13 protein-coding genes and 2 pseudogenes are annotated in these 16,477 nt (G+C 61.0%); 12 read left to right on the forward strand and 3 right to left on the reverse strand.

The window, feature by feature from the left end; translation table 11 throughout:
• Window positions 1–3 precede the first annotated feature (3 nt).
• From trbE to DBIPINDM_RS22570, 8 genes are read left to right on the forward strand one after another with little or no spacing between them, the layout of a single operon-like run.
• Window positions 4–2,460 (forward strand): conjugal transfer protein TrbE, encoded by a 2,457-nt coding sequence (gene trbE / locus DBIPINDM_RS22535; RefSeq protein WP_258581306.1) that lies wholly within the window; start codon window positions 4–6, stop codon window positions 2,458–2,460.
• Entirely contained in the window at window positions 2,457–3,215 is a 759-nt protein-coding gene (gene trbJ, locus DBIPINDM_RS22540; protein WP_416361702.1) for a P-type conjugative transfer protein TrbJ, read from the forward strand. Before trbE ends, trbJ begins: the two co-directional genes overlap by 4 nt.
• An 8-nt stretch (window positions 3,216–3,223) precedes the next feature.
• Window positions 3,224–3,559 carry a putative entry exclusion protein TrbK-alt gene (trbK-alt, locus tag DBIPINDM_RS22545; protein ID WP_258581307.1) on the forward strand — a complete coding sequence of 112 codons (336 nt, stop codon included), beginning with the start codon at window positions 3,224–3,226 and terminating at the stop codon, window positions 3,557–3,559.
• The gene (gene trbL, locus DBIPINDM_RS22550; RefSeq protein ID WP_258581308.1) at window positions 3,556–4,866 is read left to right on the forward strand and encodes a P-type conjugative transfer protein TrbL; all 1,311 of its coding nucleotides are present in this window, start codon (window positions 3,556–3,558) and stop codon (window positions 4,864–4,866) included. Before trbK-alt ends, trbL begins: the two co-directional genes overlap by 4 nt.
• Window positions 4,867–4,869: 3 nt before the next feature.
• Complete coding sequence (gene trbF, locus DBIPINDM_RS22555) at window positions 4,870–5,553, forward strand: conjugal transfer protein TrbF (protein ID WP_258581309.1); 684 nt, start codon at window positions 4,870–4,872, stop codon at window positions 5,551–5,553.
• Window positions 5,550–6,623 carry a P-type conjugative transfer protein TrbG gene (gene trbG / locus DBIPINDM_RS22560; RefSeq protein ID WP_258581310.1) on the forward strand — a complete coding sequence of 358 codons (1,074 nt, stop codon included), beginning with the start codon at window positions 5,550–5,552 and terminating at the stop codon, window positions 6,621–6,623. Before trbF ends, trbG begins: the two co-directional genes overlap by 4 nt.
• Complete coding sequence (locus tag DBIPINDM_RS22565) at window positions 6,620–7,828, forward strand: TrbI/VirB10 family protein (RefSeq protein WP_258581311.1); 1,209 nt, start codon at window positions 6,620–6,622, stop codon at window positions 7,826–7,828. The genes trbG and DBIPINDM_RS22565 overlap by 4 nt, the downstream gene beginning before the upstream one ends.
• Complete coding sequence (locus tag DBIPINDM_RS22570; RefSeq protein ID WP_258581312.1) at window positions 7,825–8,082, forward strand: DUF2274 domain-containing protein; 258 nt, start codon at window positions 7,825–7,827, stop codon at window positions 8,080–8,082. Before DBIPINDM_RS22565 ends, DBIPINDM_RS22570 begins: the two co-directional genes overlap by 4 nt.
• Here the strand turns inward: DBIPINDM_RS22570 and DBIPINDM_RS22575 are convergent.
• Window positions 8,046–8,975 carry a LysR family transcriptional regulator gene (locus DBIPINDM_RS22575; protein ID WP_258581313.1) on the reverse strand — a complete coding sequence of 310 codons (930 nt, stop codon included), beginning with the start codon at window positions 8,973–8,975 and terminating at the stop codon, window positions 8,046–8,048. The two genes, DBIPINDM_RS22570 and DBIPINDM_RS22575, sit on opposite strands and share 37 nt — an antisense overlap.
• A 243-nt stretch (window positions 8,976–9,218) precedes the next feature.
• Window positions 9,219–9,628: pseudogene (locus DBIPINDM_RS43440) on the reverse strand (DUF3422 family protein); the annotation flags it as partial.
• Between the two features lie 909 nt (window positions 9,629–10,537).
• Here DBIPINDM_RS43440 and DBIPINDM_RS22580 point away from each other — a divergent pair.
• The 3 genes from DBIPINDM_RS22580 to DBIPINDM_RS22590 are packed head-to-tail and all read left to right on the forward strand — an operon-like array spanning window position 10,538 to window position 15,307.
• The gene (locus tag DBIPINDM_RS22580) at window positions 10,538–11,539 is read left to right on the forward strand and encodes a hypothetical protein (protein WP_258581314.1); all 1,002 of its coding nucleotides are present in this window, start codon (window positions 10,538–10,540) and stop codon (window positions 11,537–11,539) included.
• 10 nt (window positions 11,540–11,549) lie between these two features.
• Window positions 11,550–12,608 (forward strand): cysteine synthase family protein, encoded by a 1,059-nt coding sequence (locus DBIPINDM_RS22585; protein ID WP_258581315.1) that lies wholly within the window; start codon window positions 11,550–11,552, stop codon window positions 12,606–12,608.
• Window positions 12,605–15,307 carry a lyase family protein gene (locus DBIPINDM_RS22590; protein WP_258581316.1) on the forward strand — a complete coding sequence of 901 codons (2,703 nt, stop codon included), beginning with the start codon at window positions 12,605–12,607 and terminating at the stop codon, window positions 15,305–15,307. Before DBIPINDM_RS22585 ends, DBIPINDM_RS22590 begins: the two co-directional genes overlap by 4 nt.
• 192 nt (window positions 15,308–15,499) lie before the next feature.
• On the opposite strand, the pseudogene DBIPINDM_RS22595 reads toward DBIPINDM_RS22590, so the two are convergent.
• Window positions 15,500–15,670: pseudogene (locus tag DBIPINDM_RS22595) on the reverse strand (hypothetical protein); the annotation flags it as partial.
• A 112-nt stretch (window positions 15,671–15,782) separates the two neighbouring features.
• Here DBIPINDM_RS22595 and DBIPINDM_RS22600 point away from each other — a divergent pair.
• Window positions 15,783–16,247, forward strand: a complete 465-nt coding sequence (locus DBIPINDM_RS22600; protein WP_258581317.1) for an Lrp/AsnC family transcriptional regulator — start codon at window positions 15,783–15,785, stop codon at window positions 16,245–16,247.
• The last annotated feature ends 230 nt before the right edge of the window (window positions 16,248–16,477 follow it).

Genomic DNA, 16,477 nt, shown 5'->3' on the forward strand with positions numbered 1-16,477 from the left:
CCCATGCTGAACCTCGCCGAATATCGCAACCGTCCCGCCGGCCTGGCCGATTTCCTGCCCTGGGCGGCACTGGTCGGGCAGGGTGTCGTGCTCAACAAGGACGGCTCGTTCCAGCGCACGGCGCGTTTTCGCGGCCCGGATCTAGACAGCGCTACGCCGGCCGAGCTGGTCGGCGTGACCGCTCGCCTCAACAACGCGCTGCGCCGCCTCGGCTCGGGATGGGCGATCTTCGTCGAGGCACAACGGGTTGCCGCGCAGGCCTATCCGCACGGCACCTTCCCGGATGCGGCGTCAGCGCTCGTCGATCTGGAACGGCAGTATGCGTTCGAAGAGGCCGGCGCGCATTTCGAAAGCCGCTATTTCCTGACCTTCGTCTGGCTGCCGCCGGCCGAAGACGCCTCGCGCATCGAGGGCTGGCTCTACGAGGGCCGCGCCCAGACCGGCGTCGATCCGTGGGAGCTGCTGCGCGGCTTCGTCGACCGCACCGACCGCGTGCTGCAGCTGGTCGAGGGCTTCATGCCCGAGGTCGGCTGGCTCGATGACGGCGAGACGCTGACCTATCTTCATTCTACCGTCTCGACCCGCCAGCAGCGCGTCCGCGTGCCCGAGACGCCCATGTATCTTGACGCGATGCTTGCCGATGAGCCGCTCAGCGGAGGCTTGGAGCCACGGCTTGGTCTTCACCATCTGCGCACGCTCACCGTCGTCGGATTTCCGACCACCACCCACCCCGGCATTCTCGACGAGCTGAACCGCCTCGCTTTCCCGTACCGCTGGTCGACCCGCGCCATCCTGCTCGACAAGACCGAAGCCGTAAAACTCCTGACCAAGATCCGGCGGCAGTGGTTCGCCAAGCGCAAGTCGATCGCCGCCATCGTCAAGGAGGTGATGACCAACGAGGCCTCGACGCTGGTTGACTCCGACGCCGCCAACAAAGCGGTCGACGCGGACATGGCGCTGCAGGAGCTGGGCTCTGACGATGTCGGCCAGGCCTATGTCACCGCCACCATCACGGTTTGGGACGAAGACCCCAACATTGCGGCCGAGAAGTTGCGCCTTGTGGAGAAGGTGGTCCAGGGCCGCGACTTCACCTGCATGCCCGAGGGGGTGAATGCCCTTGAAGCGTGGCTGGGTTCATTGCCGGGGCACGCCTACGCCAACGTCCGTCAGCCGCCGGTCTCGACGCTGAACCTGGCCCACATGATCCCGCTCTCTGCAGTCTGGGCAGGCCCAGCGCGGGACGAGCATTTCGAGGCGCCGCCGCTCTTCATGGGCAAGACCGAAGGATCGACGCCGTTTCGCTTTTCGCTCCATGTTGGCGATGTCGGTCACACGCTGATCGTCGGGCCGACCGGTGCCGGCAAATCCGTCCTGTTGTCGCTGATGGCTATGCAATTCCGGCGGTATCCAAACCGCCAGATCTTCGCCTTCGATTTCGGCGGCTCGATCAGGACGTCGGCGCTTGCGATGGGCGGCGACTGGCATGATCTCGGCGGCAGCCTGTCGACCGGATCGGAGGATAGCGTTTCGCTCCAGCCGCTGGCTGGTATCGATGACGCGGCCGAGCGCGCCTGGGCGGCCGAATGGGTGGCGGCGATCCTTGCCAAGGAAGGCGTCACGATCGATCCGACCGTCAAGGAGCATGTCTGGTCGGCGCTGACCTCGCTTGCCTCATCGCCGGTGCAGGAGCGCACAATCACTGGCCTGGCGGTCCTGCTGCAATCGACGGCGCTAAAGCAGGCGTTGCAACCATATTGCGTTGGCGGCACGTTTGGGCGGCTGCTCGACGCCGAGACCGAGCATCTGGGATCGGCATCGGTGCAGGCCTTCGAGACCGAGGGCCTGATCGGTGCCGGCGCCGCGCCTGCTGTGCTGACCTACCTGTTCCATCGCATCGAGGGCCGGCTCGACGGCCGCCCAACGCTTCTCATCATCGACGAAGGGTGGCTTGTCCTCGACGATCCGGCCTTCGCGCAGCAGCTCCGCGAATGGCTAAAGACTTTGAGGAAGAAAAACGCCTCCGTCGTCTTTGCCACGCAATCGTTGTCTGACATCGACGGCAGCTCGATCGCGCCAGCGATCGTCGAGAGCTGTCCGACCCGCGTGTTCCTGCCGAACGAGCGCGCGATCGAACCACAGATCACCGCCATCTATCGCCGTTTCGGATTGAACGACCGGCAGATCGATATCCTCGCCCGGGCCACGCCCAAGCGCGATTATTACTGCCAATCGCGGCGCGGCAATCGCCTGTTCGAGCTGGGCCTCGGCCCGGTCGCGCTCGCCTTCTGCGCTGCCTCCTCCAAAGCCGATCACGCCGCGATCGAGCGCGTGCTCGCCGAACACGGCCGCGACGCCTTCACGCCCGCATGGCTCGCCGACCGCAAGCTGCTCTGGGCCGCCGACCTCATTCCCGACCTCACCAACCTCTTCCCGCATGAAGCCCAGGAGATACGTCCATGACCTATACCCTTTTCCCTCTGCGCGCTGGCCTGCTGGCAAGCGCCATGCTGGCCGCGCCTGTCGTCATGTCGGCCTTCCTTGCCACGCCTGCCCGGGCGCTCATTGTCTTCGATCCCAGCAACTATGCTGAGAACGTGCTCCAGGCGGCCCGAGCGCTGCAGCAGATCAACAATCAGATCCAGAGCCTGACCAACCAGGCGCAGATGCTGGTCAACCAGGCACGCAATCTCGCCAGCCTGCCGATGTCGACGCTGGCCCAGCTCCAGTCCTCGGTTCAGCAGACCCAGCAGCTTCTCGGCCAGGCCCAGAATATCGCTTTCAACGTCCAGCAGATCCAGACGGCTTTTGCTTCGACCTATGGCAAAGCGCCGACCTCGTCATCGAATGCGTCGTTGATCGCCGATGCGCAGACGCGCTGGCAGAACTCTGTTGGCGCCTTCCAGGATTCCCTGAAGGTGCAGGCGGGCGTCGTCGGCAATATCCCGAGCAACTCGAGCGCCATGACCTCGTTGGTCTCGGCCAGCCAGTCGGCGACCGGCGCGCTGCAGGCCGCCCAGGCCGGCAACCAGCTCCTCGCTCTGCAGTCCCAGCAGCTTTCCGATCTGGTCGCAGTCCTGGCAGCCAAAGGACGCGCGGATGCGCTGGAGCAGGCACGCGTGACCGCGACTGAGGCGCAGGGCCAGCAGCAGTACAAGATCTTCTCGACGCGCAGCGGCTACCAGCCCGTCAACGTCACCATGTTCAGCGGCAATTGAGGCGGACGATGGGGCGATCGGACATCTTCCGTGCACTGGCGATCGTTGTGCTGATCGGCGTGTTCATCGCGACTGTGGCGGCGATCAACCGACGGCCTGTCACGCCGGCCGTGCCCGATGTCGCGGCCACTTCCGCGCCCGACGACCTTTCGGCCGAACTGCGCCGGTGCAGCGCGCTCGGTCCCCAAGATGCCGAAGATCCGCGCTGCCAGGTGGTTTGGGAGGAGAACCGCAATCGCTTCTTCGGCAGGCCGGCGCGGTCGCTGCCGCCCCCACCAATGCCAGACAGCGCCACTCCGGCCAACGCCGTGCCGAGGCATCAGACGCCGGGAGATGCGCGATGAACAATGTCGGCGTCATCGATACCTTCCTCAACACCTTCACGACCTACATCGATTCCGGCTTCGGGCTGATCAAGGGCGACGTCACCTATCTGTCCTCGACGCTGATCGTGATCGACATCACGCTCGCCGGCCTGTTCTGGGCCTGGGGCGTCGACGAGGACGTGCTGCAGCGGGTGGTGAAGAAGACGCTCTATATCGGCTTCTTCGCCTTCATCATCACCAACTTCAACAATCTCTCGGCCATCGTGTTCAACAGCTTCGCCGGGCTTGGATTGAAGGCGGGCGGTTCGTCGATCGGCACTGCCGATTTCCTGCGGCCCGGCCGCCTTGCCCAGGTCGGTCTCGACGCCGGTCAGCCGCTGCTCGACGCGGCGAGCCAGATGATGGGCTTCACCTCATTCTTCGCCAATTTCGTCCAGATCGCCGTGCTGATGGTGTCGTGGCTGCTGGTGCTGATCGCCTTCTTCATTCTGGCGGTGCAGCTCTTCGTCACGCTGATCGAGTTCAAGCTGACGACACTCGCGGGCTTCATCCTCATTCCCTTTGCGCTGTTCAACAAGACTGCCTTCCTTGCCGAGAAGGTGCTCGGCAACATCGTGGCGTCCGGCGTCAAGGTGATGGTGCTGGCAGTCATCGTCGGCATCGGCACAGGGCTCTTCTCGCAGTTCACCACCACCTATGTCGACGGCCAGCCAACGATCGAGCAGGCCCTCTCTGTCGTCCTCGCGGCTCTCGCCATGCTCGGGCTTGGCATCTTCGGCCCCGGTATTGCGACGGGCCTCGTCTCCGGAGCGCCGCAGCTCGGTGCGGGCGCTGCCGTCGGCACGAGCTTGGCCGTGGGTGGAGCGGCCCTCGCGGGAGGCGCTGGAATCGGTCTGGCAGCCAGGGGAGGTGCGGCAACGCTCTCCGGCGCCGCGGCGGCAGCGCGGGGTGCATCCTATGGCGCTGGCGCCGCATCCGCGGCCTACAGTCTCGGCTCGGCTGGACAGACCGGCGCCTCCGGTGTCGCATCCGGCCTGGGCGGCGTCGGTCGAACTGCCGGCAGCGCGGCGATCGCCTCGTTCGGACGTGCAACCTCCCGCGCCGTCAGCGGTCTGAAGGAGAGCTACCAGTCCGGCGGGCAGGCGGTTGCAGGCATGACAGACAACGTCGCCGCGACCGATGCAGGCACATCTGGCGCCGCCAATTCATCATCACCCGCCTGGGCGCAACGCATGAAGCGTGGCGCCTCAACCACCGCCGACGCTGTGAAGTCGGGCGACAGCCGTGGCGGCGGCCATTCCGTCAATCTGTCCGAGAGGGAGTAGCCCATGTTCCGCCGATCCTCGGTGCGCTATGGGCGCACCCCCGAACCCGAGACGCCCTATCAAAAGGCCGCGCAGGTCTGGGATGAGCGCATCGGCTCGGCCCGCGTCCAGGCCAGGAACTGGCGCCTGATGGCCTTCGGCTCGCTCATCCTATCCTGTGGCCTGGCCGGCGGCCTCGTCTGGCAGTCGACGCACGGCACGGCGGTTCCGTGGGTGGTGCAAGTCGACAAACTCGGACAGGCGCAGGCCGTCGCGCCGGCAACGGCGGATTATACGCCGTCCGATCCGCAGATCGCCTGGTATCTCGCCCACTTCATTGAGATGGTCCGTTCGCTGCCGGCCGATCCCATCATCGTTCGGCAGAACTGGCTCTCGGCCTACGACTTCACCACCACGGCCGGCGCCATGGCGCTCAACGACTATGCCCGCGCCAACGATCCGTTCGGCAAGCTGGGCAAGCAGCAGGTCGCGCTCGACGTCTCCAGCGTCATCCGCGCTTCCCCGGATTCGTTTCGCGTCGCCTGGGTCGAGCGCCGCTACCAGGATGGCGCGCTCGCCGACACCACCCGCTGGACTGCCATCCTCACCATCGCGATCCAGCCGCCCACCGATGCCGACCGGCTGCGCATGAACCCGCTCGGCATCTTCGTCAACGCCATCAACTGGTCAAAGGAGCTGGGACAATGACCCCACCGATTTCTCTGGACGCCGGCGGTCCGGCTTTACGGATCACCGCAAATCGGCAGAGCCACAAAGGAGGTCTTGCGGTTTTCCGTAAAGCCGGATTGGCGGCTTTGTTGTTTTCCGTTTCCGCGCTCGGCGGCTGCGCATCAAAATTCATTCCGCCGGACATCGACTATGACAACGCAGCACCAGCGAAGCTCACCGCTGATCCGCCAGCGCCGGTCAAGGTCGTCGAGTTGCCCAGGCCCTTGCCGCTGCCCGGGCAGTTGAAGTCGCTGGCGGGTGGCAAACCCACCCCTGAAGCCGCCAATCCAACCGTGCGTGTCAACCGGGCCAATGCCGCGGCCCGCATCCAGCCGGTGCGCGCCGGCTTCATCAACGCCGTGCAAATCTATCCCTATTCGAGCGGTGCGCTCTATCAGGTCTATACCGCGCCTGGCCAGATCACCGACGTCGCACTACAGGAGGGCGAACAGCTTGTTGGCTCCGGACCGGTCGCCGCCGGCGACACGGTGCGCTGGATCATCGGCGATACCGAGAGCGGCGCGGGCGCGACGAAAAAGATCCATATTCTGGTCAAGCCGACCCGGCCGGAGCTGGTGACAAACCTCGTCATCAACACGGACAAGCGCACCTACCTCCTCGAACTCCGCTCGACCGAGAAGACCTACATGGCCTCGGTATCCTGGCAATATCCGGAGGACCAGCTCATCGCGCTGCGCCGGCAGAACGTGGTTGCGGAAGCAGCCGCACCGATCGCCACCGGCGTCGATCTTGCCTCTACTAATTTCCGCTATGCGATCCAGGGCGACAACCCGGCCTGGCGGCCGCTGCGCGCCTTCGACGATGGCGAGAAGGTCTATATCGAGTTTCCGACCGGCATCCGCCAGGGTGAGATGCCGCCACTCTTCGTCATCGGCCCCGCCGGTGCCTCCGAACTGGTCAACTACCGGGTCCGCCGCAACTATTACATCGTCGACCGCCTGTTTGGCGCTGCCGAGCTGCGCCTTGGTGACAAGGACAGTGAACGCCGTGTCCGCATCGTGCGCACCGATGGAAGACCTCGGTCATGACGGACGCGCCGAACGAAGAAGGAAGCGCCGCGCCTGCGTCCCCTGTGCCGCCGAATCTGCGATTGCGGGCGGGGCGACCGCGCGTCACGCGCCTTTCGCGCAAGGTGCTGATCGGCATGGGCTGCGTTTCGGCGCTCGCTGTCGCTGGCGCGCTCGGCTATGCGCTCCAGACCCGCAACAAGGCCGAAACGGGGCAAGAGTTATTGAATACGCAGAACCGGCCATCCGCAGATGGTCTCGCCGGTCTGCCGAAAGACTATACCGGTCTGCCACGCCAAGCCCCACCACTTGGGCCGCCACTGCCCGGCGATCTCGGCCGCCCGATCCTCAATGCCGGCGTAGCGCCCAACACGGTCATTTCCGGGGCAGGTTCTGATCCCGAGGCGCAGAGGCTGGCACAGGAGACGGAGGCTGCGCGCATTAGCCGGCTCTTTGCCCAGACCACCCAGCAGCCACAAAGCATCGCTCCCCCGGCGCCGACAATCATGGCTGGGACCGACACCGGCGCCAATGCGACGCCACCGGTCGATGCTGGCTCGGCTCAGAACATGCAGGACCGCAAGACCGCCTTCCTGACTGCCTCGACCGACACGCGCACCATCAGCCCCGATCGCCTCCAGGCCAAGGCCTCGCCTTATGTCGTGCAGGCGGGCTCCGTCATTCCGGCCGCCCTCCTCACCGGCATACGATCCGATCTCCCTGGTCAGATTACCGCCCAAGTGACCGAGGCGGTCTATGATAGCCCAACGGGGAGGTTCCTTCTGATCCCGCAAGGCGCCAAGCTGATTGGCCAGTACGACAGCTCCGTCGCCTTCGGGCAATCGCGCATCCTGTTGGTCTGGAGCCGCCTCATCATGCCGGACGGCACGTCGATCGTGCTGGAACGCGAGCCCGGTGCCGATACCGGCGGCTATGCCGGACTGGAGGACGAGGTCGATAACCATTGGGGCATGCTGTTCAAGGCAGCTGTCCTTTCGACGCTGCTCAGCGTCGGGGCTGAAGCCGGCACCAGCCAGGACGAGAACAATCTGGTGCAAGCGATCCGCTCTGGCGCCTCCAACTCGATCAGCCAGACAGGCCAACAAATCATCCAGCGTCAGCTCAACATCCAGCCGACTCTGACGGTTCGGCCGGGTTTCCCGGTGCGCGTCATCGTCACGCGTGACCTCGTGCTGGCGCCCTACGGTCAGGGAGGAACACCGTGACGAAACTGAAACTTGGACCGCTCGCCGACGACAAGCCGGTTAAGCTGGCCATCGAGATTCCGGCGGCATTGTTTCGAGATCTAAAAAGCTACGCTGAGATACTGACGCATACCGGTGGCGCGACAATGCCGATTGAGCCTGCCAAGTTGATCGTGCCGATGATCGAGCGCTTCATGGCGACCGACCGAGCCTTTGCGAAAGCACGCCGAAATGCTGCTCAGTCCGCACCCGGGTCAGTTAAGAGGTCCGGATAGCGCTCACGAAGCAGGTCGAGGAACGGACGCAGCGACGGATTGCAGTTGGCCTCCCGCCAATAGGCGCGGAAGCTCAGCCGCGTCGGACCTTCGGCATCATGCACCTCGCGGAAGGTGACACCCGGATAGGCAGCGCCAGTCGCACTTTCCAATACCAGTAGGACACCCCAGCCCGCGCCGACCAGGCTAAGGAGCCGGTCGAGCCCCACATCATGGCGGAGCAGCTGACAAGGATCGGAACATCCCATCTTGCTGATGAGGAGCTTGAGGAGTTCCGGTCCCGGTCCACGCTGTGACGACAAAAGCGGTTCGTGCCTCAGTTCGCCCCAGTGAACCACATCGCGGCCGGTCAGCGGATGGTTCTCGGGGAGAGCGGCGACGACACGTTCGTTCCAGATCAATAGTGACCTGTCTCTCCACCTCGAATTGGGCTCAGCCACGAAGGCGACGTCAATGGCGGAACTGTCGAGGTCGGAGATCAGATAGTCGCTCGATCCGTCGACCAGATGCGTCTCGACATCGGGAAAGTGGCGCCGGTGATCGAGGAGAGTGGCCCGGAGATTGCCGGCTGAGAGTGAGGAATGGACGCCGATGGTCAATCGACCGCTCTCGCCACGCGAGCGGGTCTTGAGGCGCGCAGCAATTGCTTCCGTTTCGTCCACGATGCGCCGGGCGGCATCGAGGAATTCTAAGCCTGCTTCGGTCGGCCGGGTGCCACCATTGGTACGATCGAAGAGTATGGCACCAAATTGATGTTCAAGATCACGCAAGCTGCGGCTGAGTGTGGATTGGCGAGTGTTCAGGATTTCCGCAGCCTGCCGTAGACTGCGGTGCTGCGCGGCCACGATCGCCCATCTCAGATTCCGAAGCTCGATAGTCACCGCCTGGTCCATTCTGCTCGATGTCCGCGCCAAAACTGGGGCAACCTTGATGTTCCGACGAGTGACACCGCTCGGTTTCCCACAGAACTCAGCCATTCTACTCTGAGCGGACTGGGCCGCCGGACGTCGCCTGGAAGGGACGACACGGAGTCTGGCGCCTGCCGAAGGCGGCTGTGCACGAAGATGGCCACCAAGCTGGACGACGATGGGTACTGCCGAAGCCATCGCCCGGTCAGCGTCGATCGAGACGCCGACCTGGGGGACAGCGGCATAAGCGTGTCCGAACAGGCCGACGACGTAGTAGCTAATCGCTGCGATCGGCCCTCGACGGTTTGCTGAAGTCGCAGCTGCATCTGGGCGCGTTCGCTCAGCGCAGATAGCATTTCCCGATTTTGCGCCTCCATCTCAATATCGACCTTGGCACGCAGCGGCTGCATGGTGCAGGCCAGCTTTCGGGAAAGATTTATCTGACGCTCCTCGAGTGAAGCGCAGGTCGGAAGGGTTGGCGCCATTCGTCGGAAAGCGGGGAATGTTTCGCGCTCCGCGATCGGCTGGAACCGGATCGAGGTGAGCCGTACTTGCCCGATGTTCTGATACGCGCGGCTGGCGCCGCACGGACGGGGCGAGGCGATAAGTATCTGGCAACCGGCACCCCCGACAAACATGTCCAGCAGGAGTAGAGAAACAGTTGGTTGGCTTCAAAGCCTACCCTAGAAGTCTCCAATCATTTGAAAATCCAAGTAGTAAAAGCTTGCATTGCAGAGTCCCGGAAAAATTTCAACACTGCGCATATCTCCTCCCAACACGATAGGGCCTGTGAGAAGTCTATCGCCCTCGTGAGGATGACGCCTGGGAAGGAGAGGTTGGCGCCAAAATGCGTCAGCTGCTGAAACGCCGACTGCACAAAGCGATGTGGTTTGAAATGTCGTCGGCCTCTGCGAGCCCAGCGGACCTACTTGGACAGGTCTGGAAATCGGGCGGAATTTCATCACCTGCGGCCCTGGAGTGCTTTGTTTGTTTCAATTACCAGGGCGAATTGCAATTAAAGTTGCGTCGACGCGTACGATGCTGAAAACCGCTTGTCAAGCGAAGTGAGGATTTGACCCCCCTATTGCCTCGAGGAATGTTACCGAGCGCGATTAGCCGACATGGCCGCTATCTCGCTCTATCCCCGATGATCCGCAATGTACGTCAGGGCCAACGAACGCCAAGCGGCCAGGCATCAGCGCGCAAAAAGGAACATCATTGCCTGCGCGAAAATGGCCCCTTGAACGTCGCACCCACCGTCATCATGCGCCCCAGTCGTCAAACAGTGTAACAGATCCTACAAGTAACTTCACAGAATCTTTGCACACGCTAATCGTGACAAATGGTACGTTCACCCCAATGTCCGAGGTCGGGCACCTGGCGCCCTAGGTACCTGAAAGTATCCAAACTGAAACCCGAGCCCTGTTGCGATGATCCAGGTCTCGTCCTGTAGCTGCAAATCACACTTCAATCTACCTGACAGGGGAAGTGATATGGCGATCCAAAATTCTACGCATCCTATCGGCCCCCCAGGCGGCGGGGCGAGCATGTTGACTAGAGAACTTCTCGACGCGGTCGCCGATGAAGTTTGGAGGCCATATATGTGTCACCAGACGTTCGAGGGCGCGGATGCGGCCCAAATTATCGCCGAGGACGGCCAGCAGCCAAGGGTTCATTCTGGCGACGCTCTTTGTTGCGGCACATTCGGCGAGTTGCTGCAAGGCCAGTTGCCGGTCGGCTCCATTCCCCGTGACCCCCACTTCTTGGTCACGATGCCCATCGCGCTCTTTGCGCGAGCCCACTTCATGCCGATTGCAGGCACACGAACCGTAAGCGTTTATCCGTCACATAAAGTTAAAGCAAAACGACTGGCTGAGAATCTCGTGATTGCGCTCGGCGCCTCGGGAGGAATCCTCCTTTTGCAATCTGAGCTCCCGGAAGGCAAAGGGCTGGCGAGTTCGTCCGCGGATCTTGTTGCGACGGCACGGTCAATCGCCTGCTGCTTCAAGAGTAGAGTCCGGACATCATTGATCGAGAAGCTAATGGCAGAGATCGAGCCATCCGACGGGGTGATGTACCCAGGCGTGGTCGCATATCAACAGCGAACATGCGGCCTTCTCTCCTTCCTTGGGCAAATGCCGCCGCTTGCAATCGTCGGTATCGATGAAGGAGGGATCGTCGAAACCGTCGACTATGATCAACGGCGAGGGGAAATCTCCACCAGCCACAGAGCAGAATATCACCAATTACTCGACCGCGCACGGATAGCAATTCCGCGCGGTGACACGGCGACGATAGGCAGAATAGCTACGGCCAGCGCGCTCCTGCATCAGGAGCGGGCGCCAAAGCAGCATCTGAACTCGATGCTAGCAGCATCCAAGGCCACTGGCGCTCTCGGGGTCATCGTCGCGCACAGCGGCACAATGATAGGAATTCTGCTTGATCGAATGGCGGCTGACTTTCCACGGAAGCTTCGGTCCGTGCTTGCCCATGTATCGCCGCTCGACAACTCGCCAAAAATATATCTAACCCTGACTGGCTGCCGGTGAGGTAAGCAATATGGACGCTGTTCGCAAAGGCCTGCCATTCTCCGGCTATTCCGATGCCTATGCTCTCCCCAGCATTATTAGGTGTGAGACAAACCTCTATCTAGCGCAGTTCGCGTTCATGAAGCTTCTGCCTGCGAAGTACATCATTGAGCAAGCGCTGGCTCGAGGGGCTTTGACGCACGGCATGAAAGTTCTCGAGACCTCGAGCGGAACCTTCGCGCTCGGTTTGGCCGTAGTTTGCCGGGAACGTGGATTCCAGCTCGAAATCTTTACAGACCCAGTGATGGACAAAGGCCTCGAAAACAGGTTGACCTCCTTGGGGGCCAAAGTCTTCATAATAACTGAAAAGGCGAAGCATGGTGGCTATCAAAGAAGCCGCCTCGACGCATTACATGCCAGGATGAGACAGTTGGGCCACTCCTGTTTCTGGCCCCGGCAATACGAAACACCGGACAACCCCGCAGCCTATAAGCGCTTCGCCGATCAGATATCGGGGATATTGGACGCCGACGTAACTTTGGTCGGTTCTGTGGGGTCAGGCGGCTCTACCTGCGGAACGATAGAGCGCCTCCGCCAAAAAGCCCCTGGCGCGCGCCTGATTGGAGTGGACACGTTTAACAGCGTCATTTTTGGCCAACAGGATGGCGAACGGAAACTGCGGGGGCTGGGAAACAGTCTTGTCCCCAAGAACGTGAAGCATGAACTGTATGACGAGGTGCATCTCATCTCGGCTCCGCTCGCATTTGCTGCAACGCGATCCCTCCACGAACGGCACGCCGTTTTCGCCGGTCCGACATCCGGAGCGAGCTACATCGTTGGGCGTTGGCGCGCTCGGCAATATCCAAGAGAAAGCGTAGTCGTCATATGTCCTGATGAAGGCCACCGCTACGTCGAAGCTGTTTACGACAACGAGTGGCTCAAGCAGAACGGATGTCTAAACGAAGGTGTTCTGCTGGAGGCGCCGACAACCGAAAATCACCCTTCGACTGCCCTCCCACCGTGGAACCGATATCTCTGGAATCGGAGAAGCAGGGAAGCTGTCCTAAACGTTTCGGAGGACCCGTCATGATGAACCGAGGTAGCTTCCTTTTCGTGGAAAGCAACACAACGGGCACTGGCGAACTGTTGATGAAGCGGGCCCGAGCCTTGGGTTTTGAGCCCTATCTTGTTACGCGCAATCCTGCGCGCTATCCGTTCCTCAAAGACTCGGTCGCTCAAGTGATTGAAGCTGAAACGCGCAGTCCGGACGAACTCGTCGGGGTCGCTGCCAAATTAGGAGGCCTGGCAGGTATATACTCGTCGTCGGATTATTTTGTGGAAGCAGCGTCAAGTGTCGCGATGGCGATGGGGCTACCGGCAGCGAATTCGGAGGCTATAGCCACATGCCGGCACAAATGGAAGCAAGCTGCCGAGTTACAGAGACAATCAATCACGATCCCTGAAACACGGCTGGCCAATTCCGTCAGAGACGTCGAGAATATTCTTGCCCAAGCCACTCTGCCGGTGGTCGTCAAGCCGGTGTCCGGAAGTGGTAGTAGCGGCGTGAGGTTGTGCGATAGTGCCGCCGCCGCCATCAAGGCGTTTGAGAGTGCAAGGGGCGCACTGCTCGATCAAGTGGATCTGCCCAGTCCCGACATCCTCATCCAGCAATATGTCGAGGGCAAGGAATATTCTGCAGAGATAATTGCGTACGATGGGACGCTGCACTGCCTAGGAATTCTTGCCAAGCACAAAGGGCCGGCTCCCTGCTTCGTCGAGGTGGGACACGACTTCCCGGCCCCGCTACCGGAGCCATCTCTACGGGAACTGACCTCTTTTGCCGCGGGCGCGGTGTCGGCTCTGGGCCTGAATTTCGGACCGGCTCATGTAGAGTTCGTGATAGCGGAGTCGGGCCCCGTCATCATCGAGGTCAACCCCAGGCTGGCTGGAGGGATGATTCCAGTCATGCTCTCCCACGCCTTGGGAACGTCAATCCTTGACATGGTGATTAAACTTTACGCGGGAGAAGGGTTCACGCCCCCACGCGCGAGTGCAAAGGCGGGAGCTATCCGTTTCCAACTCGCTCACAAATCCGGCAAGCTCAAACGCCTGGAATTCTCTCGAAAACCAGACCCGACAGTGCCCGAGGCGGGGCTACTGAAATCTGAGGGGGAGGAAGTTAAAATAAATGGCGACTTCAGAGACCGAGTAGCCTACTCCGTAGGCGTTGCTGATGAACTGAATGTCGCCGTCGCGGCAGCGCAACGGGTGATCGATTCCATTGTAATCGAAATCGAGACGGCTGCTGACAAAACGGCCAACACGCAAGTCGCTGGGTCAAGTGAGGGCGGGTGGAACCTACATCCCGAAGCGATGAAATTGCTCGCCCCGCCTATAGAACTTTCGCGCGATGGCCGCCTTCTGCAGCACCAAGCGGCCATAGACGAAGCACATCTGGTGATGCTTGCGGACCAGGGCTTGGTCAGCAAGGCGGTCGCTGCCGATCTCCTCAAGCACATCTGGGATCTCCAGGACGAGGGCTTTCAGTCTTTGGAGGGCCGCGATGCCCCGCGTGGCGTCTATCTTGCTTATGAGGCCGAACTTGCCGCCAGAGCTGGCACGGAAAAGGCCGGCTGGCTGCACCTCGCTAGGTCCCGCAACGACTTGAACGCGACCATTTCTCTCCTGACTCTCCGGGAGGCCGCGTGTTCCATCTCCCAACAGATTGGAATTGCACAAGATGCCCTGCTTCAGCGAGCGGAAGAGGCATCGAGCCTTGTGGCTCCGTTGTACAGTCAGTACCAGATCGCACTCCCTGGGTCGCCAGGGCACTACTTGCTTGGCGTCTTCTTCGCTCTGGGACGCGAGCGCCAGCGCCTCCATAGTCTGCTGGAAGACATCAGGAACTGCCCTATGGGAGCTGGTGCCGGCGGAGGCACCAGTATGCAGATTGATCCTTTGAAAACCGCAAGTCTTCTAGGATTTGAAGAGCCGTCGTTCAACTCACTTGATGCGGTCGCGAGCCGAGACCATCACCTGCACGGGCTTTCTATCTTTGCTAGCACCTCAACCTTGCTCAGTCGTGTGGCCCAGGATCTGCAGGTCTGGACGACTCGTGAACTCGCTCTTATCGACATTCCTCGAAATCTTGCCGGGGGCTCGTCCATGCTGCCGCAAAAGAAGAACCCGTTCCTACTTGAACACATCAAGGGGTCGGCTAGCACCGTAATTGGCGCATACGTTTCTGCGGCAACGGCTACCTCCAAAGCACCCTTCAGCAACTCGATTGAAGCAAGCAACTACGGCTGCTCTCCTCTCAGGCTTTCAGAGGAGGCCCTGACGAGGGCCATCATCCTTACATCGCTTATCGTGAAGTACATGTCGTTCAACATCAGGTCGATGCGCGAACATCTGGAAGACGGGTCATCAATGACGGCCATCGCCGCCGAACGGATGGCGTCGCGAGGCATCCCTTTCAGGGAGGCCCACACTCAAATTGGGGAGATCGCGCAGCGACTGTCTCAGGTTAGCTGCGCCACACAACGCCGAAGCGAGCTTGCCAGCCAACTCGCTGGCGTGTTCCCGGCGAGTCTTGAAGAGTGCAGGGATGCTCTGCAGTTCGGAGGAGGACCCGGAAAACGATCAACCGACGACCAGCTTTCCGTTGCAAAGACGCTTTTTCGGGACATGCAGCTGAAATGCGCCGAGATATCGGAACGCCGGGCGCACGCTGAGGTGCACCGCAAAGGGAGGGTGAAAGAACTCATCGATAAACACGCATCCACTTGAAGGAGTGGAGTCTGTGGACAAAGTCTGGCGGGTGTCTGGGACCGGACAGGGATTGCGGTCCGGAGCGCGAACCGACCTGTTCGTATCGGGATTGAACGACGCCTGCTGACTTGGCGTGAAGAGTGGGTCGCGTATCCGTTGTCGGTTCGTAGACAGGTTTGTGGGGTTCTGGGTCCCCTCCCATGTTCCAAGTCAATGGTTCTCGGGACTGTCAGGAAATCTATGCGCGGGGCCGGTTTCGTCATGGCCGACGAACCTTTCGCCGAAAACCACGGCGAACTGGGTCCTGGCCTCGAACCATTCGCGCGGTGGTCGTTTCCACTCTTCGGCCGAGTGGTTCAGAACCAGAGATAGCAGCCTCATGTCGTTAGAGACTCCAAATTCGTGCGCTCCTTACCCTTCAGACGTTCCGACGCGACTACTATCATGGCGCAGAATTTGCAGTGAGAGCCACGTACATCAGGAGAATGCCTATATGATGCGGGCTGGTAAAACGCGACTCGACGATTTCGACATTAAAATCGTGCAACTAAACCTCATGCCGCGGCGCGAAATTTCGGACCGCGTTGGCCTCTCGGCAGCGGCGGTAGCGAGACGTCTAAAACGGCTTCGTTCCACCGGAATAATCAGAAAGGACATTTCCATCCTAAACGAGAGAGCGGTAGGGCGTCCTCAGACGGTCTTCGTCGAGGTGACCGCTAAAAACGGAAAACTGGAACTTCTCGACGGGATGAAAAGACGGTTCCTGAACTGCCCTCAGGTGCAGCAATGCTACCACGTTACCGGAGAGGCAGACTTCCTCCTTATCATTACTACCATAGACATGGACGAGTATACGTCTCTTACACGGCAATTGTTTTTCAAGAAAGGAAACGTGAAGAGCTTCCGAACTTGCGTCATGATGGAAGAGGTTAAGTCCGTGGGTCCAATCCCGCTTTAGCCATCGCTATTCCGCGGCCTCGACTTCAGCTTCGCTGCTTCACGCTCGGGGGTACTGGTCAGTTGGAGAGTGTGAACGGGTATAGTCGTCCGTGAAGAACTCGGAACGCTTTGATTCATTTTGCTTTTTCGTTCCATAACGGGGCTGGATTTTGCCGAATTTCGTGGCTTTGAGCGGCGATTTCCGGCAATTTGAAAGCGTGCCTGTACGCGTGATTCGACTGTTGTGGC

Origin of the sequence: Mesorhizobium sp. AR02 (assembly GCF_024746835.1) — a bacterium.
GTDB lineage: Bacteria > Pseudomonadota > Alphaproteobacteria > Rhizobiales > Rhizobiaceae > Mesorhizobium.